The 19,727-nt window shown below is 71.3% G+C and carries 24 protein-coding genes; 9 read left to right on the top strand and 15 right to left on the bottom strand.

Annotated features, from left to right (window positions below; genetic code table 11):
- Window positions 1-4: 4 nt before the first annotated feature.
- The 4 genes from ABD944_RS00185 to ABD944_RS00170 all read right to left on the bottom strand — a co-directional run bounded on the left by ABD944_RS00185 (window position 5) and on the right by ABD944_RS00170 (window position 2,762).
- Complete coding sequence (locus ABD944_RS00185; RefSeq protein WP_345171000.1) at window positions 5-337, bottom strand: ArsR/SmtB family transcription factor; 333 nt, start codon at window positions 335-337, stop codon at window positions 5-7.
- Window positions 338-444: 107 nt separating this feature from the next.
- Entirely contained in the window at window positions 445-1,686 is a 1,242-nt protein-coding gene (locus ABD944_RS00180; RefSeq protein ID WP_345170998.1) for an RNA polymerase sigma factor, read from the bottom strand.
- Entirely contained in the window at window positions 1,683-2,054 is a 372-nt protein-coding gene (locus ABD944_RS00175; protein WP_345170996.1) for a YciI family protein, read from the bottom strand. The genes ABD944_RS00180 and ABD944_RS00175 overlap by 4 nt, the downstream gene beginning before the upstream one ends.
- A 57-nt stretch (window positions 2,055-2,111) precedes the next feature.
- Complete coding sequence (locus tag ABD944_RS00170; RefSeq protein WP_345170994.1) at window positions 2,112-2,762, bottom strand: DUF998 domain-containing protein; 651 nt, start codon at window positions 2,760-2,762, stop codon at window positions 2,112-2,114.
- Window positions 2,763-2,917: 155 nt separating this feature from the next.
- On the opposite strand from ABD944_RS00170, the gene ABD944_RS00165 reads away from it, so the two are divergent.
- The 3 genes from ABD944_RS00165 (at window position 2,918) to ABD944_RS00155 (ending at window position 5,213) form a co-directional block, all read left to right on the top strand.
- Window positions 2,918-3,373, top strand: coding sequence for a hypothetical protein (locus ABD944_RS00165; protein ID WP_345170992.1), 456 nt, complete (start codon window positions 2,918-2,920; stop codon window positions 3,371-3,373).
- A 278-nt stretch (window positions 3,374-3,651) separates the two neighbouring features.
- The gene (locus ABD944_RS00160; RefSeq protein WP_345170990.1) at window positions 3,652-4,680 is read left to right on the top strand and encodes an acetamidase/formamidase family protein; all 1,029 of its coding nucleotides are present in this window, start codon (window positions 3,652-3,654) and stop codon (window positions 4,678-4,680) included.
- Between the two features lie 296 nt (window positions 4,681-4,976).
- Entirely contained in the window at window positions 4,977-5,213 is a 237-nt protein-coding gene (locus ABD944_RS00155; RefSeq protein WP_345170988.1) for a hypothetical protein, read from the top strand.
- A 113-nt stretch (window positions 5,214-5,326) separates the two neighbouring features.
- Here the strand turns inward: ABD944_RS00155 and ABD944_RS00150 are convergent, their stop codons facing one another.
- The 4 genes from ABD944_RS00150 to ABD944_RS00135 form a co-directional block, all read right to left on the bottom strand.
- Complete coding sequence (locus ABD944_RS00150) at window positions 5,327-5,860, bottom strand: UbiA prenyltransferase family protein (protein ID WP_345170986.1); 534 nt, start codon at window positions 5,858-5,860, stop codon at window positions 5,327-5,329.
- Window positions 5,861-5,952: 92 nt separating this feature from the next.
- Window positions 5,953-6,570 carry a barstar family protein gene (locus ABD944_RS00145; RefSeq protein ID WP_345170984.1) on the bottom strand — a complete coding sequence of 206 codons (618 nt, stop codon included), beginning with the start codon at window positions 6,568-6,570 and terminating at the stop codon, window positions 5,953-5,955.
- A gap of 77 nt (window positions 6,571-6,647) precedes the next feature.
- Window positions 6,648-7,145, bottom strand: coding sequence for a pyridoxamine 5'-phosphate oxidase family protein (locus ABD944_RS00140; RefSeq protein ID WP_345170982.1), 498 nt, complete (start codon window positions 7,143-7,145; stop codon window positions 6,648-6,650).
- Window positions 7,146-7,257: 112 nt separating this feature from the next.
- A complete protein-coding gene (locus ABD944_RS00135) occupies window positions 7,258-7,737 on the bottom strand; it encodes a macro domain-containing protein (RefSeq protein WP_345170980.1) in 480 nt (159 codons plus the stop codon).
- A gap of 92 nt (window positions 7,738-7,829) precedes the next feature.
- Between ABD944_RS00135 and ABD944_RS00130 the strand changes: the two genes are divergently transcribed.
- A complete protein-coding gene (locus ABD944_RS00130; protein WP_345170978.1) occupies window positions 7,830-8,795 on the top strand; it encodes a hypothetical protein in 966 nt (321 codons plus the stop codon).
- Window positions 8,796-8,922: 127 nt separating this feature from the next.
- Window positions 8,923-10,032: a winged helix DNA-binding domain-containing protein gene (locus tag ABD944_RS00125; protein ID WP_345171810.1), complete on the top strand. Its 1,110-nt coding sequence runs from the start codon at window positions 8,923-8,925 to the stop codon at window positions 10,030-10,032.
- A gap of 96 nt (window positions 10,033-10,128) precedes the next feature.
- On the opposite strand, the gene ABD944_RS00120 is transcribed toward ABD944_RS00125, so the two are convergent.
- Window positions 10,129-10,314, bottom strand: a complete 186-nt coding sequence (locus ABD944_RS00120; RefSeq protein WP_345170976.1) for a DUF397 domain-containing protein — start codon at window positions 10,312-10,314, stop codon at window positions 10,129-10,131.
- The gene (locus tag ABD944_RS00115; RefSeq protein WP_345170974.1) at window positions 10,311-11,123 is read right to left on the bottom strand and encodes a helix-turn-helix domain-containing protein; all 813 of its coding nucleotides are present in this window, start codon (window positions 11,121-11,123) and stop codon (window positions 10,311-10,313) included. Before ABD944_RS00115 ends, ABD944_RS00120 begins: the two co-directional genes overlap by 4 nt.
- Before the next feature lie 101 nt (window positions 11,124-11,224).
- On the opposite strand from ABD944_RS00115, the gene ABD944_RS00110 reads away from it, so the two are divergent.
- Window positions 11,225-11,653, top strand: a complete 429-nt coding sequence (locus ABD944_RS00110; RefSeq protein WP_345170972.1) for an ATP-binding protein — start codon at window positions 11,225-11,227, stop codon at window positions 11,651-11,653.
- Between the two features lie 196 nt (window positions 11,654-11,849).
- Complete coding sequence (locus ABD944_RS00105) at window positions 11,850-12,176, top strand: rhodanese-like domain-containing protein (protein WP_345170970.1); 327 nt, start codon at window positions 11,850-11,852, stop codon at window positions 12,174-12,176.
- 141 nt (window positions 12,177-12,317) lie between these two features.
- Here the strand turns inward: ABD944_RS00105 and infA are convergent, their stop codons facing one another.
- From infA to ABD944_RS00080, 5 genes are all read right to left on the bottom strand, one after another.
- Window positions 12,318-12,542 (bottom strand): translation initiation factor IF-1, encoded by a 225-nt coding sequence (gene infA, locus ABD944_RS00100; protein ID WP_345170967.1) that lies wholly within the window; start codon window positions 12,540-12,542, stop codon window positions 12,318-12,320.
- Window positions 12,539-13,333: a GNAT family N-acetyltransferase gene (locus ABD944_RS00095; RefSeq protein ID WP_345170966.1), complete on the bottom strand. Its 795-nt coding sequence runs from the start codon at window positions 13,331-13,333 to the stop codon at window positions 12,539-12,541. The genes infA and ABD944_RS00095 overlap by 4 nt, the downstream gene beginning before the upstream one ends.
- Before the next feature lie 210 nt (window positions 13,334-13,543).
- Window positions 13,544-15,475, bottom strand: a complete 1,932-nt coding sequence (locus ABD944_RS00090; RefSeq protein ID WP_345170963.1) for an FtsX-like permease family protein — start codon at window positions 15,473-15,475, stop codon at window positions 13,544-13,546.
- Between the two features lie 3 nt (window positions 15,476-15,478).
- Entirely contained in the window at window positions 15,479-16,237 is a 759-nt protein-coding gene (locus ABD944_RS00085) for an ABC transporter ATP-binding protein (protein WP_345170961.1), read from the bottom strand.
- An 11-nt stretch (window positions 16,238-16,248) separates the two neighbouring features.
- Window positions 16,249-17,544 carry an SGNH/GDSL hydrolase family protein gene (locus ABD944_RS00080; RefSeq protein WP_345170959.1) on the bottom strand — a complete coding sequence of 432 codons (1,296 nt, stop codon included), beginning with the start codon at window positions 17,542-17,544 and terminating at the stop codon, window positions 16,249-16,251.
- Between the two features lie 126 nt (window positions 17,545-17,670).
- Here ABD944_RS00080 and ABD944_RS00075 point away from each other — a divergent pair, with 126 nt between their 5' ends.
- Both ABD944_RS00075 and ABD944_RS00070 read left to right on the top strand, forming a co-directional pair.
- Window positions 17,671-19,002, top strand: a complete 1,332-nt coding sequence (locus ABD944_RS00075) for a sensor histidine kinase (RefSeq protein ID WP_345170957.1) — start codon at window positions 17,671-17,673, stop codon at window positions 19,000-19,002.
- Window positions 18,972-19,658: a response regulator gene (locus ABD944_RS00070; protein ID WP_345170955.1), complete on the top strand. Its 687-nt coding sequence runs from the start codon at window positions 18,972-18,974 to the stop codon at window positions 19,656-19,658. Before ABD944_RS00075 ends, ABD944_RS00070 begins: the two co-directional genes overlap by 31 nt.
- The last annotated feature ends 69 nt before the right edge of the window (window positions 19,659-19,727 follow it).

The following is a 19,727-nucleotide window of genomic DNA, read 5'->3' as shown; positions in this document are numbered from 1 at the left end:
TCAATCAGATGGTGATGGCGAGCGCCTCCGCCAGCCGCGCCAGCCGCTCCTCGTCCCGCCGGTAGTGGGTCCACTTGCCCACCCGGGTCGCCCGCACGAGCCCGGCCCGTTCGAGCGTGCTCATGTAGCTGGAGACGGTCGACTGGGCGAGCCCCGCCTTGGCCTGGATGTGCGTGACGCACACGCCGACCTCCTCGCGGTCCGCGATCGGCTCCCACTCGCCGAAGTGCCGCTCGGGCTCCTTCAGCCACTGCATGATCTGCAATCGGGCGGGATTGCCGAGGGCCTTGAACACGTCGATCAGCTCCTCCGACCCCAACTCCGCCGCCGCGGCCATCAGCCATCTCCCTCACAGTCGAACCGACAGACCACGATATCTCGATACCTGAGCCGAGGCGGCCGGACTCACGGCCGCCGCCCCCGCAGCGACCGGACATGCCGTGGTCAGTCGAGGCGGTCGGCCTTGCCGAGCAGGTAGCGCTGCTCCACCTGGTTCTTGGTCAGGGCGGCCGCCTGGCGGTACAGAGCGGCGGCGGACGCGTCGTCGCCGGTCATCTGCAGAAGGTGGGCGCGCACCGCGCGCTCGCGTTGCCGCGTGAGGGGGTCGCGGTCCAGGCGGTGCCGGCCGTTGAGGTCGTCCAGGAGGGCCAGGCCCCGGGCCGGTCCGAACGCTCGGGCGACCGCCACCACGCGGCTGAGCCGGATCGGCGCGGTGGGCGTGAGGCGTTCGAGCCAGAGGTACAGCATCGCGATCTGCGGCCAGTCGGTCTCCTCCGGCGACGCGGCCGCCGCGTGCACGGCGGCGATGGCCGCCTGAAGCCGGTACGGGCCCGCCGCGCCGCGGTTCCAGACGCCGTCGATCAGCTCGGTGCCCTCGCGGATCAGGTCCGGGTCCCAGCGCGTGCGGTCCTGCTCGTCCAGCGGCACCAGCTCGCGGTCGACGCCGGTGCGTGCCCGGCGCCGCGAATCGGTGAGCAGCATCAACGCCAGCAGGCCCGTCGCCTCGGCGTCGCCCGGGAGCGAGGCGTGGAGCATGCGGGCCAGCCGGATCGCCTCCCGCGTCAGGTCGACGCGGGCGAGCTCCCGCCCGGCCGTGGCCGTGTAACCCTCGTTGAAGACGAGGTAGAGCACCCGCATCACGGCGGCCATCCGCGCGTCCCGGTCGGCGTCGGTCGGGGGAGTGAAGCGGGCGCCGGCGCGGGCCAGCCGCTGCTTGGCGCGGCTGATCCGCGTTCCCATGGTGGCCTCGGTCGTGCCGTGGGCGTGCGCGATCTCGGCGGTCGTCAGGCCGCCGACCGCGCGCAGCGTGAGCGCGACCTGCGACGTGGTGCTCAGCGCGGGATGGCAGCACAGCATCAGCAGCGTGAGGCTGTCGTCGACCTCCGGCGGGGGACCGGCCCGGCGGGCCGGCGCCCCCATGGCCAGCTCGGTCATCCCGGCCTCGTGCTCCCGCCGGCGCCGCGCCTGGTCGGAGCGGAGCAGGTCCACCATGCGCCGGTAGCCGATCCTGATCAGCCAGCTCCGCGGGTCTTCCGGCACGCCCCGGGCAGGCCAGTCCTCGCTCGCCGCCAGCAGGGCCTCCTGGACGGCGTCCTCGGCGATGTCGAAGCGTCCGAAGCGCCGCACCAGGGCGCCGAGCACCTGCGGCGCCTCCGCGCGCAGCAGATGCTCGACGTCGCCGTTCACGCCGCGAAATCCTCCCCCATGATCGGCCGGATCTCGATCGGCTCGCCGAGCACCTCCACGATCCGCGAAGCGATCTCCACGGCGCGTTCCCGGCCCGCGACGTCGATCACGGCGAAGCTGGCCAGGACCTCCTTGAGCTCGGCGAACGGCCCGTCGGTCGCGACCACGCCGTCCGGCGCCCGGCGCACCGTCGTGCTGACCACCGGGTGGCCGAGCCCCTCGCTGGTGACGAACTCGCCCGTCTCGGTCAGTTCCCGCTCGACCTTCTGGTACTCGGCGAACGCGGCGAGCGCCTCCTCCGACGGAGAGTCGGCGGTGGCGGCGTCCCAGGCGGCGGCCGGGGTGTAGCTGAGCAGCAGGTACTTCATGGCGATCCTCCCCTTGGTCCCACAGTGCACGAGCCGGGTTCCCGCTGTACAGCCAGGTCAGCCCGGGTGCGTGCTCCGGCGGCGCAGCGACAGTGCGACGACGGTCGTCCAGGTGAAGGCGACCAGGCCGTTCAGCGCGATCTGCAGGCTCATGTGATCCGGCGACATGGGCACCAGCAGGACGAGAGCGACGGCCCCGTTCAGCACGGCCGGCAGCACGGCCCGACGGCGCGCGCACCGGACGGTCATCACGGCGGCCGCGATGGCGAGGGCCGTGAAGGCGACGGCCGCCGCGACCGAGTGCGCGACCCCGTGCCAGGACATCTGGTCGACCGGCCCCTCCGGTGTGCCGGCCGGGAAGCCGTTCTCCGGATCCATCGGGAGCAGCCCGGCGGCCACCAGCCCGGCCCCGAAGACCCCGACGAGGACGGGCAGCGCCCGCCGCCCGGCCCCCTCGGTGATCGTGCGCCTGAGGCCGACGGCCAGGGCGACGCCGCCCAGCCCGGCGAGCACGAACGTGACGATCTGGATCCAGCCGAGATCACCGGTGGCGAGCTGGCTGATCGGGTGCCGCCTGATGTCGAAGCCGTCCCGCATGACCATCTGGGTGACGGCCGAGGCGAAGAACAGCGGCCCGGCGAGGGCGCCGGCGACCAGGACGCGGGACGTCCGGCGGACGCCGGCCGAAGGGGCGATGGCGGTGGTCATGGATTCCTCCTCATCGATGGGTTCTCGCCGCTACCTCGGGACCGGGCCCCGGATCTCGACGTCCCGCAGAAGTGACCTACGTCACATCGGTGTCATGTCCGAAAGCGTCCGGGGGCTCCGAGGTACCAGCGAACACCCGCGAAGAGGAGGACACGATGTCCGAGAAGAGCCCGAACGAGAACGTTCCGAACGAGAGCGACCAGCCGAGCACCGAGGTGCGAGCCCTCGACCGCCTGGTCGGCACCTGGAAGGTCACCGGCGGCGCCGAGGGGACCGTCCGCTACGAGTGGATGCCCGGCCGCTACTTCCTGCTCCAGCACGTCGACCTCACCCAGTTCGGCGAACCGGTCACCGGCATCGAAGTGATCGGCAAGCTCCGCCCGTTCGGCGAACCCGCGGGCGAGGACGTGATGTCGCGGTACTACGACTCGCTCGGCAACACCCTCGACTACGTCTACGAGCTGACCGGCGACAAACTGACCATCTGGGGCGGCGCCAAGGGCAGCCCCGCCTACTTCGAAGGCACCTTCAGCCCTGACGGCAACGCCCTCACCGGCGAATGGGTCTACCCCGGCGGCGGCGGATACAGGTCCGCCATGACCCGCATCTGACACCCGCGAACGACGACCAGAAGCGCCGGGCCCGATCAACGGGCCCGGCGCTTTTCGCTTTCCCGCGGGATCCACCTCGACGAACCGCCGGCCTCCCGGCGAGGCGGCCGGATACCCGCTGACCGGCTCACGCTCCGTGCCGGGCGCGGCGGGAAACGGACGGTCCCCCCTGCAAGGCCGCACAAGGCGGCAAGGCTGAACGCCGAAAACGAGAAAGGACGTCTCGCATGAGTGAGATGCCTGACAGGCTCCGATCCTGCTCGCCCGAGGCAGTGGTATTGGAGACCAGTCGAAAGACCGCGGGCTGGGGCCTCTTCGTCCCCGGCTCGGAACCCGTCCTGACCGTCAAGCCTGGCGCGTGCGTCACCATCAACACCGTCAGCTGGACCGGGGCGACCGCTCCCGAGGGCCCGATCGCCTACTTCCGGGCACTGGGGGTGCCCGCCGCGCAGGTGCTGCCCGAGCTGCTGGAAGTGGCGGCGATGCCGCGTCCGGAGGGATCGAGCGGCCACGTCCTCACGGGGCCGATCGGCGTCGAGGGCGCCGAACCGGGCGACGTGCTGGAGATCCGCGTTCTGGATGTCTCGCCGCGCGTCCCCTACGGCGTGAACAGCAGCGGCCCCGGCCTCGGGGTCCTCGGCGATCTTCTGGAGCGGCGGACCGCCCGCCTGCTCCGGCTCGATCCCGAGCAGCGGTTCTACGCCTTCGGGGGCGGCATCGAGATCCCCTTCAGGCCGTTCGCGGGGATCATGGCGGTCGCGCCGCCCACCGGGGTCGGCGCCGTCTCCGCCAACCCGCCCGGCAGGTGGGGCGGCAACATGGACTTCCGCGATCTCGTCGCGGGGTCCACGCTGTACCTCCCGGTCTTCCAGCCGGGCGGTATGTACTACACGGGCGACACCCACGGCGCGCAGGGGCACGGCGAGGTCGACCAGACCGCCGTCGAGCACTCGATGAAGGTGACCGTCCAGTTCTTCGTGCACAAGGGCGGCGCCCTGAAGTTCCCCCGCGCGGAGAACCGTGATTACGTCTGGTGCATGGGGATCCACGCGGATCTCAACCTGGCCATGCGGATCGCGGCCGAGGAGGTCGTCGACTACCTCGTCGGCGTCCTGGGAATGACGGGTGTCGAGGCCTACCGGCTCTCCAGCCTCGTGGTCGACTTCAAGGTCGCCGAGGCGGTGAACGTCAACAAGGTCGTCATCGCCGAGATCCACAAGGACCGGCTGCGCCCGCTGGTGGGCGGGGCCGACGTCCCCATCGTGGGTCGCGGACACCACCGGCCCGCCGGTTCCTCCGTCTCCTGACGGTGCCGCAGGCGGGTCCTGAGATCTGCGGCGTCGCCGCCGTCTGACAGCGGCGACGGCAAGGGTGAACACCCTGGGGTCCACGGGATCTGAAGCTCCGTGGACCTTCAGCACGAGGCGTCCCGGCAGAAAGGCGGCATCATGCCGCCCGACGCCGGGACGCTTTCTCGTTCCACGAGCACCTGCGAAGACGCGAAAGCGTCGCCGTCCGCGAGAGAGGAACGCGGCCCCCGACCGTTCAACATCGCGACATCGCGCGTTCCCACGGCATCGACATCGGCGCCGACGAGAACCCCGTGCTTCCGGGGGGCGTCAGGCTCGACTGCAGGGTGCTGACCAAGGACGGACGGCGGCTCGTGAGGATCACCGTGCACGACGCGGTGCCGAAGGAGTTCAGCCCCCGGCAGGTGGTGGCGCAGATCTGGACCGGCTCGGACGGCTGCCAGCACGGCAGCCACCGGACCGACGAGGGCACGGCCTGCTGGGGAGAGGTCCTCCTGGAGGACCCGGCCGGGGGCGAGTCTCCCGCCTGAGCCTCGCCATGCTGACCGCTGACACACCCTCGTCGGCTTCGGTGTGGGGGCGCGGACACCGATGTGGTCGCACTGTCGAGGACAGCGCGACCACGGCGACTGGACCGGTGCGCTCAGCCGCAGGCTATCGGGCCGAAGTCATACGAGCCTGCCCAGTCTTCCCAGCCCCAGACATTGATGCAGGTGTTACGGGCGGACACATAGACCGGTCCCGCGAAGTACCGGTAAGGCCCGTTGACGTCGTAGGACGTGTCCCCGTAGCGCAGCTCCCGCAGTTTGACGCTGACTTCGGACAGTTTTCCGTAGCTGTAGTTCGTCGTCGACTTTTGCGTGAAGGCGCAGTTCTTGCCGTTGCCGGCGTTGTAGCCGATCTTCACGTATGCGACGGTGCCCCACCCGTCGGCGGTCTTGTTGTAGCCGGAAAGGGCGATGCTTCGCACTTCTTTGTAGCCGCTGCCGCAGACACCCGGCACCGAGTAGGCGGCGGCGGCATTGGCCGGACTCATGAGGGACAGAGTTCCGACAGTGGTGACGGTGAGTGCTGACAATGACAGCACAGTTCGGCGCAGAGCCGTCTTCATGCGTGCCCCCCAGGGGTTTTCCTTGCGCGGATACAGGAGATCGGTCCGCGCGCTGGCTTCCGCCATCCGGGGAACGGTACCAAGAATGATCAAGAGAGCGACATCACGGGTCGGCAACGAAAATGGTTGCACTTAACGGACGACCGAACGGTGCTTACCTACTTTGGGGTTGTGCCGTCCTCTCGGGGCCGACCCGTTCCTTTGTCGTGGCTTTGAGGTAGATCATGGTCGCGTATTGTGATCGTTTCGCATTGGTCCAACGAAATTCCCGTGCTGCCGGGGACCAATGCGGACCTGTCGCTCGCCGCCGCCTCGGCGAGGACGGCGGGCGGGGTGTGGTCCAGCAGCAGCACGAAGTGCAAGGCGAACGGCTTCCTGTCCTCGTGCGGGACCCCGTCGGCGTCGAGTTGCAGGTTGGCCTTCCAGGCCGCCTGGCAGAGCACCGAGACGAGCAGGCCCAGGAACTCCGCACCGGCCAACCCGTCGGCGTCGTCGACGAGGACGGCGACGTCCCGCTCGCCGTGCCCGGGGCCGTGCCAATCGTGCAGGCAGTCCACGAGCGCGTCCCAGTTGTGGCCGAAGTAACCGGGGAAGGACAATTCCCGGGCGAAGGCGCGGAACAGTGAAGCCGGGTCGAGCAGTTCCCGACCGTCCAGTCGGAAGACGAGCCCGCCCTGTTCTTGGAGCGCCGCGGTTTCGGCGGCCACCCACGAATCGTCACCGGCGGTGAAGACGACCCAGGGCGGCCTGCGCTCGGTGAGGGTCGGGGCGCTCATGCCGAGGATTCTGACACGGCATGGCTTGGGCAAAGCGGCGCGAGGGGCCTGTGCCTGCCTTGGCTCACGCTGCTGGATCAGGCGCTCTGGCGTTCGGCCCGCTGCCGCGCCAGCTCCTCGACCGCGCTGGGCAGCGTGGTCTCGAAGTCGATGAGCTTCGCCCAGGTCGGGGTGACGACGATGCGGACCATGCCGTCGTAGAGGGAGCGGACCTCGGCCTCCCACTCGACGCGCTGCTCGGGCGTCATGGCGTAGCTGCCGTTCATCTGGAGGTATTCGTCCGGGATGCCATCGACGACGTCGAGCTCGGCGCGTCCCCGGATGAGCAGGATCTTCGGCGGGTGCACCTCGGTGTCGATCGTGAGGGCCACCATCGGGTTCTCGCGCAGGTGTGCCAGCTTCGGGGCGTTCCTGCTGGTGCACATGACGATCTCCGAGCCGTTCCACGTGAAGGCGATCGGCACGTTGCGCGGCGTGCCGTCCTTGGCCACGTAGGCCAGCCGCGTCACATCACGCGCCAGCAGCTCCTGGCTGTACGGCCGGTTGAGGATCTCGGTGATCTCGTGCTGCTCCATGGTCGTCGCTCCTGTCTCGGTGCCGTCGAGCGCCCGTTCTCGGCCGCTCGTGCCCCTGGGACGGAGCCACCCCCACGTTCTCGACATCCCCGACACCGAGATCTCGAACTTTTCATGGCGTGTCGTAGATGGTGACGGAGACGCCGGGGTCGGTGAGCTCGCTGATGACGAGCGGTTCGATGCGGTCCCATCGCCCGCCGGCCAGGCCGCAGCCGATGCGAGGCATATGGACGGTCGCTTCGAGCTCGATGGCGTGTGCGGCCAGCTGGTGGAGGCACTTCCGCACCGCCTCGTAGCGGATCGGCGGCCCGGAACTCCGGCTGGTCTTGACGCCGTGCTGGCCGATCATGTTGGCGACCCAGATGTCGGGCCGGACCTGGACGAGCTGGACCGCGCCCAGCCCGAAGTCGTTGGCGGCGCGGTCGCGGTGCCAGCGCCGGTAGGCGGCTTCGGGCTCCGGCCAGCGTCGGGATATCGCCAGGACGAATCCCTTGCCCCAACCACCCCTGTTGTTGCAGACGTGCGCGATGACCTTGGGTCCTGCGGCCTGGGGGGAGGTCGCGTCGCCCTGGAGGTAGCGGATCTGCGCCATGATCGTCACGATATCCGCGCACAGTGACAGATCGGCTGGTCAGGGCACGCGCCCGTTCGAGCGCCCTGGCGTACGACCAGTACTGTTCGCGGATGGGATGCTGGACCGCCTATCTCGTCCGACTGGAAGACGGCTCCCACCGGGAGTTGGACGAGAAGTACGGCCGGTGGCACCTCACGGGGGCCGACGCCCGCAGCGGCCTCGTGGAGAGGGTCCGGGCCGACGGCAGGCTCGTCGACGGAGCCCCGAAGACGGCACGGTCCTGCCAGGGCATCGCCCTGGACATGACCACGCGCCGGTACCGGTTCTACGGCTGCGCGTTGACCATGCCGCCCGCGGGTGCCAGCCACCGCGAGAGCATGGCCCTGCGCCAGGCGGCCACGCCGGGCTGGGAGGACTGGGACGTCGCCTACGCCTGGGGCGGAGACGAGGAACTGCGCCGCCTGATCTTCCCCGGACTCCCGCCCGAACCGGCGAGGGCCGAGGCCGTAGAGGTGAACCCGGCCGCACGCGACTACTGGTTCGTCGACTGGGACCCGGACACCCGCCAGATCACGGTCCGCCACCACGAACTGATCGCAGACGCCCTCGCCGACGCGTCCTGCCTCGTCAGCGTCATCGAAGCCGATGCGGCCCTCACGCACTGGCAACTGTCCAACACGATCGTCCCGCTGCTGGCGCATCACGGGGAATCTCTTCCGGGCGCCCTGGCCGCCGAGGCGCCTTTCCCCTTGGCCGCCGAGGACGCCGTGACCGACGGGGCGGTCATCGACCTGCGCGCCCGTCGCCTGCGTTATTGGACCACCGCCACCGTCCCGCCGGGGCTCGTCGCGCGTGTGGGGGAGACCTGGCCGGGCTGGAAAGTCGAACGGCTGGCCTGGGGCCACCGCGGACACCTCGCCGCCATCGGACGGCACCCCGACGGCCTGAGCATGACGGACGCCGAACTGCGCGAAGCCCACTGGGACGACGAGCTGATCACCATCAGGAACCGCGCCACGCTCCCCACCGAACCGCGCCGGCTGCACGCACCGAAAGTGCACGTCATCGACCAATAGTGAAGGCCGCCACCCCACCGCGACCGGCCGTCTACCGAACTGCCCAAGGCCGGGGATGCGGCTTCGCAGGGCTGCTTGGCGCGGAGCAAGGGAACTCTTCCGCCCTACTCTGACCCGTGTGACACCGATGCTCACTCGCCGCGCGCTCAACCGCGCCACGCTCGACCGGCAACTGCTGCTGGCCCGTTCGACACTGCCCGTGGTGGAGGCGGTGGAGCATCTGGTGGGTCTCCAGGCGCAGACGCCGCACTCGTGGTACGTGGGCCTGGGCGTACGGCTGGAGGACGTGCGCCCGGAGCAGATCGGGCAGCTGCTCCTCGACCGGCAACTCGTGCGCATCGCGTTGATGCGTTCGACGATCCACCTGGTGAGCGCACGCGACTGCCTGTGGCTGCGCCCGCTGATCCAGCCCGTCCTGGACCGCGACCTGTTCTCCAACCACACCCACGGCGAACCCGTCCAGGGCTTGGACATGGACGAGTTGGTCGCCGCCGCCCGGCCGTTGGTGGAGGAGAAGCCGCGTACGAGCAAGGAACTCGGCGCGCTGCTCGCCGAACACGGCCGGACGGCGGGATGGGGCGACCGGCCCGCGGCGTCGCTCGCGTACGCGGCCCGCAACAGGATGGCGTTGGTGCAGGTGCCGCCCCGGGGTGTGTGGGGGCGAAGCGGGCCCATCGCGCACACGACCGCCGAGGCGTGGCTGGGCCGATCTTTGGCGGCCGACGCGTCCCTTGAGGAGATGGTCCTGCGTTACCTGGCGGCGTTCGGCCCCGCGTCCGTGAAGGACGTGCAGAAGTGGTCAGGGCTGACGCGGTTGCGGGAGGTGGTGAACCGGCTGCGTCCCCGCCTGGCCGTCTTCACCGACGACGACGGGCGTGAACTGTTCGACGTGCCTCACGCTCCCCGGCCCGATCCCGACACCCCCGCGCCGCCGCGTTTTCTGTACGACTTCGACAATCTGCTGCTGTCGCACGCCGACCGCAGCCGCGTCATCACCGACGCCTTCCTCGCGCAGAAGTACGCCACGCGCCGTCCACTGCCCGGCATCGTGCTCCTGGACGGGTTCACCGCCGGTGACTGGCAGCTGCAACGTGAACGGGACACCGCGACGCTGCTCGTCCGACCCTACGAGCAGCTCGCGTCGCGAGACAAGGACGCGCTGGCCGAGGAGGGTGAACGGCTCCTGGCCTTCGCCGCCGCCGACGCCACCACTCACGACATCCGCTTCGAATCCTGAAGTTGGTGATCAGGCTCGCGGGGAGGGCGAAGCCGCAGCGGGCGGCGGTGTCCATCTGGAGCAGCCGGTACTCGGCCGTCCGCGTTTTCGGGAGGGTTAGAGGTCCAGATCTCCGCGCTTTGCGCGGGTGATGAGCTGGGTGAAGCCTGTGGGGGTGAGGGTGAGGTGGCCGGTGTCGGGCGCCTTGCTGTCCCTGATGCCGCGCCCTTCCACTAGGGCGGCCACCTCCACGCATTCGTTTCCGGACGCGTTGCTCCGGCTGGCCTTCCGCCATTCGATCACTTCATGGCCTCCATAATCCGGGCGACGTGACTCCGTGAGGCGGACGCTGACAGGGCTTCCGCGCCTATGAGGTCGAAGCGCCTTGCGAAGTCGTCAAGCATCGTGGGGTCGTGCGTCAGTCTGCCACCAGTATTTGCTTCCATGTAGGCCGCAGACCAGTTTCCTCCGCTTAGCAGGGTGAACGAGCCGTCCAGCCCGATATGCGCACCCACGTTGCGTGGCACAGTGCGAAGGATGACGTTTCGTCGGTGGCTGAGGGTCATCAGATGGGCGAGTTGCTGCCGCATGACCTCGGGGCCACCTACCGGCTGTTCCAACGCCGCCTCGTTGAGCAAGACGCGCAGCTCGGGGGGCTTCTCTCGTTCGAGGACCGCCTGCCTCGCCATGCGTGCGGCGACGGCCGCCTCGACGTCCTCGATGATCTGGCCGTTTTCGAGCAGCGTTCGGGCGTAATCCTCGGTCTGGAGCAGCCCGGGGATGATCGCAAGCGCCCAGTAGCTCACGCGAGACGCCTTCCCTTCCAGAGGGATGTACTGGGACCACCAGCCCGGGTCGTGCGTTCGCTCAGCTAAGCGTCGAAGTCGGACGAAATGTCCGCGAGCGCGCCAAAGCAGGTCTAAAGTTTCGGCGTGCTTCATGGGTAGATTTTCGCGGCCCGATTCCCAGTTCGAAACATGGGATTTCGTCACGCCGAGAAGGTCGCCCAGAGATTCCTGTGTCATGTTCCGTTCCGTGCGCCATATGCGCAGGTCAGAGGCGAGCCAGTGCCAGTTGTTGTTATCTGGATCAAGCTCGTTCGCGGAGGTCATTTGAGATCCTTAAAGTACAGATTGATTGATTGAATGCTATTAACCGTATCGAGAGGCGGCACTCTTTCGCCAGAGCCCAGTCGCGAGAGGTGGTCTCGGGGATGAATCGCATTCAGGGCAAGTCGGACAAGCTTCCAATGAACGCAAGGAATGAGTTCGGGCTTCGGTGGCGGGCTTATCCGGAGAGCGTGTATCTGACGCGGTCGCTGGTGTCGCAGGCGTGTGAGGCGTGGGGGTTGGCGCGGCTCGACTATGTCGGGCGGACGATCATGTCGGAGCTGGCGACGAACGCGGTGGTGCACGCCGTCGAGGGGCATGAGATCCAGGCGTGGGTCACGCTTTTGGACGGTTCCGTCGAGCTCCGGGTGTGGGACCCGTCCCACGCGCCGCCGGTCGTGCCGGACGCCGATGTCGAGGCCGAGGGCGGGCGGGGCCTGATGATGGTGCGGCTCCTGGCGACCGGCGGCTGCGGATACCGGCACGTCAACGGCGGTCGCGGCAAGGTCGTCTGGGCGCGGCTCGCCCTCTAGGACCCCCGCCCGTCCGGCGAGTGGCCGCGCCCGACCCCCCTGGGTGCGGCCGCGCTTCCCCCGCTTCGCCGGACGGGCGGGCTCAACGCCGGCAGGTGCGGGCTCGGTTTCCGCGCCATCCGTTGCAAACGGACTGTGGTCCGATTAGTATCCATCAATAACCGGACCACGGTCCTGATTCTTGGAGGGTACTGGCATGACCGCACTCATCACCCGCGACGAGCTCAAGGCAGCGATCGAAGCGGGCACCGTGACCGTCCTCGACACCCTGGGCGGCGAGTACTACGCCAAGCAGCACCTGCCCGGCGCCCTCGAACTGGTCTTGTCCGACGTCAACGCCCAGGCGCCGACCCTGCTGCCCGACCGCGACGCCGCGATCGTCACCTACTGCTCCAACCCGGCGTGCCCCAACAGCGGACAGGTCGCCGATCGGCTCACCGCTCTCGGCTACACCGACGTCCGCAAGTACCGCGAGGGCATCCAGGACTGGGTGGAGGCCGGGCTCCCCACCGAGTCGGCTTGACGTGCCGGGGAGGGCAGAGTCCCCTGCCCTCTCCGGCATCGCACCGCCTCTGCCTGGATCGAGGCCCCGGGTGGCGACTGCCCGGCCGTCCCGGAGATGAGCCCCGGTCATGGAAAGCCTGTGACCGGGGCCCGAGCGCCGTTAGTTGCGGTAGCGGAAGACGATCCGGCCGCGCGTCAGGTCGTACGGGGAGAGCTCCACCAGGACCCGGTCCTCCAGGTTGATCTTGATGTAGTTCTGGCGCATCTTGCCGCTGATGTGCGCGAGTACCCGGTGTCCGCCCTCGAACTCCACGGTGAACATGGCGGCGCGAAGGCACTCGACGACCTTGCCTTCGCGTTCGAGGCCCTGCCTGTTCCTGGTCATCGGACGAGCTCCAGGTTGCTGCTCACCGACCGGGCCCCGACGCCCTCGATCAGTGCCGAGGCCGCCCGGTTGGACTCCTGGACCTCGGCCCAGGCCGCGTCGAATCCGGACTGGTGGAGCGTCCCCAGTGCGTGGGCCAGCAGGGCGCGCGCGATGCCCCGGCGCTGCTCGCCGGCCCGGACCGCGAGCAGCCCGATGCGCGGCCGTCTGACCGTCACCACCCGGATCAGACCCAGGTACCGGTCCGGCGCCGCGGCCACCGCGTACTTCGACGGGTCGACGACGGTGTCGTCCGCGGGGCGGGGAAGCACCTCCGCGGGCATCGACTGCCACCATCCGACGGTCGCCTCGACCTCGTCGCGGATCGCGCGGTCGACCGCCCGCAGCAGGTCCTCGTCCACCTCGCCGGCGGGGACGATCGTCACGCCCGGAGGCGGCAGGGCTCCTCCGAGCCCCGTCGCCCGCGGGTCGGTCGGGACGACGTACTCCCACTCGCGGCGCCGGATCCTGAAACCGGCCCGCCGCCATCGGGCCGTCAGCTCGGCGTCGGCTTCGTCGACCACCGTGTACAGCGGCGCCGGGAGTTCCGCCGGCATCGCCTCGGCGAGCCGGTCGAACGCGGCGTCGTGCCAGGCGTCGATGCTGACGAACAGGCGCCCGTCGGGCCGGTGTTCCGCGTACCCGCGGCCGACCACCAGGTCGTCTTCCAGTGCGTGCCAATGCCTGTCCGCGACGCGCGTGATCTCCACCGCGTTCCCGCTCAGGCCGGGTCTGTAGGGCTTCGTGTTCATCGGAGTCTCCTTCAGGAGTGCCTCGATCTCAGGCGCTCCTGGCGACACCGACTGTCAGCCGCCGGACCGTGACGAGCTGAAGGAGCACCCATGGGTGACAGGGTTCACGGGTACTCACCTCCTGGCGACGTCTGCACGGCCGAGCGCGACGGTATCAGCGCGGCGCCCTCCCGCTCCAACCCTTTTCCACCTCTATGGGCGCCCCGCGTCCTATTCGCGGGCGGCGACCAGTGCCGTGAGGGACGGCCTGGTGGCGGCCATCGCGGTCAGGGCGGCGGCCACGGCGGTGATGGCCAGGGAGGCCGCGGTCAGCAGGCCCAGCAGGCTCCACGGCACGGCGAGGATGTGCACCCCCTGCATCGCCGGGACGAAGCCCGCCAAAGCCCCCGCTGCGACCACGACCCCCAGGGACAGGCCGATGAAGGTGACCGCGGCGGACTCGATGACGGCCATCCGGACGACCTGGGCGCGGGTCAGGCCGGTGGCGCGGGCGACGGCGAACTCGGTGCGGCGCTCGGCGGCGGCGATCACGACGGCGTTGACGACCGCGATGGCGGCGTACAGGCCGGACATGCCCATCAGGACGGACATGATCCCCGTCGTGCCGCGCTGCTGCTCCGCGACCCTGGCATCGGCCCACTGGCGCAGGGTTCGCACCTCGCCGAGCTTGGCGGCGCGGATCCGCGAGGCGACGGCCTGCGGCGACGTGCCGGGCGCGACCTGGACCAGGGTCTCGGTGGGCGCGTCCGCGAGCATCGAGGCGGGAATGAGGTCGCGCGGCACCAGGAAGTTGTCGCTGCCGTTCTCCAGGACTTCCGGTAGGCGCGCGACGATGCGCAGTTCGAGCTTGCGGGAGCCGACCCGTGCCGTGACGTCGCCGTTGCGGACGCCTTCGGCGGCCAGTTGGGGGCCGATCGCGATGGTGCGGCCGTGCAGGGCGTCCAGGGAGCCGGAGCGCAGGGTGAGGCGGTGGGTGCGCCGGTAGGCGGGGGCATCCACGGCGGTGATGCCCGAATAGCGGGTCTGCCGGTAGGAGCGGCCTTCCACGCGGTGCCGGGACGTCACCGACATCTCGACCTGGCTCTGCGGGGACGCCAGGGCGACGCCCGGGACCTGCGGGATCCGCGCCGCGGCGGCCCCGGTCGAGGTGACCACCAGGTCGGCCGCGGTGATCCGTTCGAGGTCCGCGCCGGTGGCCCGGGCCAGCGAGTTCAGCGCCCCGGTCAGGCCGACCAGCAGGCCGACGAGGACGATGACGGGCGCGGCCGTCGAGGCGCTGCGCCGGACGGCGTCGCGCAGGTTCGCCTGCGCCAGTTCACCGAGGACGCCGGCGCGCAGCGCGGTCCCGAGCACGTGGCCGACCAGCGGGACGGCGAGGGGGCTCAGCGCGCTGAGGGCGATCGACCCGAACACCGACACGCCCATCGCGATCAGCAGGACGCCGAGCAGGTCGGCGCCGTGCCCGGCCGTGACCAGCATGACCGTCAGCGCCAGCGAGGACACGCCCGACAGCCAGCGGCCGGCGGTCATCACCCGGGTCGCGCGCGGGGCGTTGCGCAGGGCGTCCAACGGACGGACCCGGGCCGCCCGGTAGGACGCCGACAGCACTCCGAAGACCGCGACGCCGATCCCCACGATCGGCGACACCAGCAGGATCCCGGCGGACCAGTGCGCGGAGAAGCCGTGGGGGAGCAGCCCGATCCGGATCAGCAGCCGGGCTTGGAGCCAGGTGCCCGGCACGCCCAGCAGGATCCCGATGCCGCTTCCCGCCAGCCCCAGCAGGAACGCCTCGCCGAGCAGCAGCCGGACGAGCTGGGGACGGCTCCCGCCGAGCATGCGCAGCAGGGCCAGGTCCTTGCGCCGCTGCTCCACGGCGAAGGCGAACGTCGAGCCCACGATGAACACCGCCAGGAACATCGCCAGCGGCGTGGCCATGCCCAGCAGCGTCGCGGCCCCGACGTACCCCTCCCGGATCTGCTCGGCCGTCCGGTCCGAGGCGCCCGGCGGGATCTTCGGCTCGCCCGTCGAGAGCAGCACGAGCACCGACGACTGGACTAGCGCCACGCCGAGGGAGACGGTCAGCAGTGCCCCGGCGAACAGCGGCCAGCGGTCCCGGACGATGCTGGCGGAGATGCGCAGCACGGGTCAGCCCTCCAACCGGGTGAGGCGCTCGGCCACCTGGGCGGCGGACGGGCGCATCAGGCGGTCGGCGATCCGGCCGTCCGACAGGAACACGACCGCGTCGGCGCTCGCCGCCGCGACCGGGTCGTGGGTGACCATCACGACGGTCTGCCCGGCGGTGTCGACCATGCGGCGCAGCAGCCGCAGGACGGTGCGGGCCGATCCGGTGTCCAGGGCCCCGGTGGGCTCGTCGGCGAACAGCACCGACGGCCGCGTCACCATTGCGCGGGCGATCGCCACCCGCTGCTGCTGCCCGCCCGACAGCTCGCGCGGACGGTGCCGCGCGCGGTCGGCCAGGCCCACGTCCGCGAGGGCGGCCCGGACGTCGTGGCGCGACGGCCGGGCGCCGGCGAGCTTCAGCGGGAGCGCGACGTTCTGCTCGGCGGTGAGCGAGGCAATGAGGTTGAAGTTCTGGAAGACGAACCCCACGGCGCGGCGCCGCAGGCCGGTCAGGGTCGCGTCGGCGGCGTGGGTGACGTCCAGCCCGGCGAGCACGACGCGCCCGGACGTCACCTTGTCGAGGCCCGCGGCGCAGTGCAGCAGGGTCGACTTCCCCGAACCCGAGGGGCCCATCACGGCCGTCCAGGAACCGGCGGGGAAGGTCACGCTGACGTCGGCCAGCGCCTGCACCCGCGCTTCGCCCGTCCCGTAGTGCCTGCTCACCTGGTACAGCTGCACCGGCGCGACCGGAGCGGTGGCGGGCGCGGGACCGGGACCCGTCATCGCGGGACCCCTCATCGCAGTTTCCGCAGGTCGACGCCGCGCGCCAGGGCCTGGTAGCCCGCGTCGTTGGGGTGCAGCCCGTCCTGGTAGACGTACGAGAGGCGGGGACGGTCGGGGTCGGCGGGGTCGGCCATGATGCGGTCGGCGTCCAGAACGGCGTCGTAGGTGCCGCTGGTCCGGATCCAGTGGTTGACGGCGTCGCGGTTCTTCTCCACCTGGGGCGTCCACACCGGGAACAGGGCGCCCTTCATCGGGAGGATGGTCGTCCCGACGACCTTGAGGCCGCGGGCGCGGGCGGCGCGGACCAGTTGCCGCTGGGCGTCGATGACCTGCGCGGCGGTCGCCGGTCCGCCCGGCCGCAGGCACGGGTCGCCGGGGGTCTCGCGGATGTCGTTGGCGCCCAGATGGACGATCACTGCCCGCACGCCGGGACGGTCCAGGACGTCGCGGGCGAACCGGGCGGTGGCCTTCTCCCCGGCGCATGCCGAGTCGTGGCGCAGCCGGTTGCCGCCGATGCCCGCGTTGACGACGCCGAGCGGGCTGCGGGCGGCGGCCAGCCGCTCGGCCAGCGCGTCCGGCAGGCGCGCGTCGGCGCCGGGGGCGGCTCCGACGCCGTCGATGAGCGAGTCCCCGAAGGCGACCACCGTCCCGCCGGTCCCGCCGGTGACGTCCACGCCCGCCAGGTAGTACAGCGCGTCCGTGGAACGGGTGTAGGCGCCGGCGCCCTCGTCGGACAGGTGGTCGCCGGAGGCGCGGTAGGCGGGCTGGGTGGTGAAGCGGTGGAACGTCGCGGGCCCCGTCGCGCCGGTGAACCGCAGCGTGACCGCCAGCTTCTCCAGCGGAACGGTGGCCAGCGGCACCGGATCGCTGACGATGTCGGCGCCCGGCGCCACGGTGGCGGACCGCGTCCCGCCGAACCTCAGCGCCGCCGTGGTGCCCGGCCACGCCTGGGCGCCGCCCGCCGAGCGGGCGACGGCCGCGGCGGCGACCCGCAGCGGACGGGTCCCGTAGAGGTTGGACAGCCGGATCCGCACCTGAGCACCGCCCGTGCTGAGCCGGACGACCTGCCGCAGCGAGTGGTCGCCGAAGCCTTCCACGGACCAGTTCGGGCCCTCGTCCTCGCCGCCGGCGATCGGGCGCTGCATCGCCGCGCCCCAGCTCTGCGACCAGCCCGCGGTCCTGAAGGACGCCGCCTGTGCGGCGGAAGGGGCGGGACGGGGCCAGGCGTATCCGAGCCCGGCGATCAGCGCGGCAGCGGTGACGCCGGCCAAGGGCGCGACGGCCCGTGCGGGGAGCTTTCGTCTCATGCTCCGATCCCACCGCCGGGGCACCGGCGACCGCATCACGGTGGTCCACCAACTTGGAGGTATGCCTAGCACTACCTCCGCGTTCGCGCGGGCCGGGCACGGCGCGGGGTCGGCTAGCGTACGCCTGTGCCGAACGACCCGCCGCCCACCCTGCTGGCCGCGATGGGACGCCGCGGCTTCCTGCTGACGGCCTGGCCCTGGCGCGCCGTCGGCTACCTGCTGTCGACCGTGGTCGTCGTGGTCGCGGCGGGACTGCCGCTGGCGGTGCTCGGGACGCCGCTGCTCCTGGCCGCCGCCTCGGACGCCGCGCTCGGCGAGCGCGCGCTGCCGGCCGTCCTCGGCCTCCTGCTGGTCGCCGGGCTCGGGCCGGCGGTGACCATCCCGCTGACCGGTCTGGAACGGCGCCGGCTCCGCCTGGTGGACGCCCGTCCGGCGGGCCCGGGGCATCGGCGGCCGCCCGAGCGGGGCGTCCTGCCGTGGCTCCGCACCCGCTACACCGAACCGGTCACCTGGCGCGCGCTCGGCTACTTCCTGCTGCTGTCGGCCGCCGTCCCCGTCCTGTACGCGGCGCTGCTGTCCGTGCTGGTCTTCGAGTCCGGCGCCGTGGCCGCCCCGCTGATCCTGCTCGGCGGCGACGGGCCGATGGTGCTCGGCCCTGTGAAGATCGCGACGCCGGAGGAGGCGCTGCCCTACGCGGCCGCGGGGCTGGTGCTGCTGCCCGCCGTCCCGTACCTGCTCGGCCTGGTCGCCGCGGCGCAGGGCGCGCTCGCCCGGACGTCCCTGCGCAACGGCTCGGGGCAACGGCTCCAGGCCGAGCTGGTCGAGGTCGCGCGGTCCCGCGCCCGGCTGGTCGACGCGTTCGAGGCCGAGCGGCGCCGCATCGAGCGCGACCTGCACGACGGCGCCCAGCAGCGGCTGCTCTCCCTCACCCTGAAGCTCGGGATCGCCCGCGTCGACCTGCCGCCCGGGTCCCCGGCGGCCGGCAGCGTCGCGGACGCCCACGCGGAGGCCAAGCTCCTCATGACCGAGCTGCGGGAACTCGTCCACGGGATCCACCCCCGCGTCCTCACCGACCGGGGCCTGGCGGCGGCGCTGGGCGAGCTGGCCGACCGGTCCCCGCTCGCGGTCGCCGTCGAGGCCGACCTGCCCGGACGGCTTCCCCGCCAGGTCGAGAGCACGGCCTACTTCGCCGCGGCCGAGGCGCTCACGAACGCCGCCAAGCACAGCGGCGCCGACCGGGCCGCGGTGGTCGCGCGCCTCGCCGGCGGCGTCCTCACGGTGGAGGTCGCCGACGAGGGCGCGGGCGGCGCCGACCCGGCCCGCGGCACCGGGCTGACCGGCCTCGCCGACCGGGTGGCGGTGATCGACGGCAGACTGCTCGTGTCGAGTCCCGCCGGGGGGCCGACCCTCGTCCGCGTGGAGCTGCCTTGCGAACCGAACCGACCGCCGTCCGGGTAGTCCTCGCCGAGGACGGCGTCCTGCTGCGGGAGGGCCTGGCGGGGCTGCTGGCCAGGTTCGGCTTCGACGTGGCCGCCGCCGTCGACGACGCCGAGGCCCTGCTCGCGGCCGTCGCCGAGCACCGCCCCGACCTGGTCATCACCGACATCCGGATGCCGCCGGGCTTCTCCGACGAGGGCCTGCGGGCCGCCGTGCGGCTGCGCCGCGCCGACCCGGGCCTCGCGGTGGTGGCGCTCAGCCAGTACGTCGAGCTGAGTTACGCCGCCGACCTGCTCGACTCCGGCGACGGCCGCCGGGTCGGCTACCTGCTCAAGGACCGGGTGGTGGACGTCGCCGACTTCGTCGCGGCGCTGCGCCAGGTCCTCGACGGCGGGACGGTGGTGGACCCGAAGGTCATCCGGCAGCTCATCGGCCGCCGCCGTGACCCGCTCGCCGCGCTGTCCCCCCGCGAGCACGAGGTGCTCGCGCTGATCGCCGAGGGGAGCTCCAACGCCGCCATCGCCCGCCGGCTGGTCGTCACCGAAGCGACCGTGGGCAAGCACGTCCGCAGCATCCTGGCCAAGCTCGACCTCCCCCAGACCGACGACACGCACCGCCGGGTCCTCGCCGTCCTGGCCTACCTCCGAGACCGTCCCCCCACCCCAGACCCCGGCTGAGGCCGTGAGGCCCGGCGCGTCCCGAGGGTCCGGGTGGCTCGCTCACCCCCGGCCTCGACTTCGCCGACT

Origin of the sequence: Actinomadura verrucosospora (genome assembly GCF_039540335.1) — a bacterium.
Lineage (GTDB): Bacteria > Actinomycetota > Actinomycetes > Streptosporangiales > Streptosporangiaceae > Spirillospora > Spirillospora verrucosospora.
Note: the sequence above shows the minus strand (reverse complement) of the source record. Positions and strands in the feature narration are given on the sequence as shown.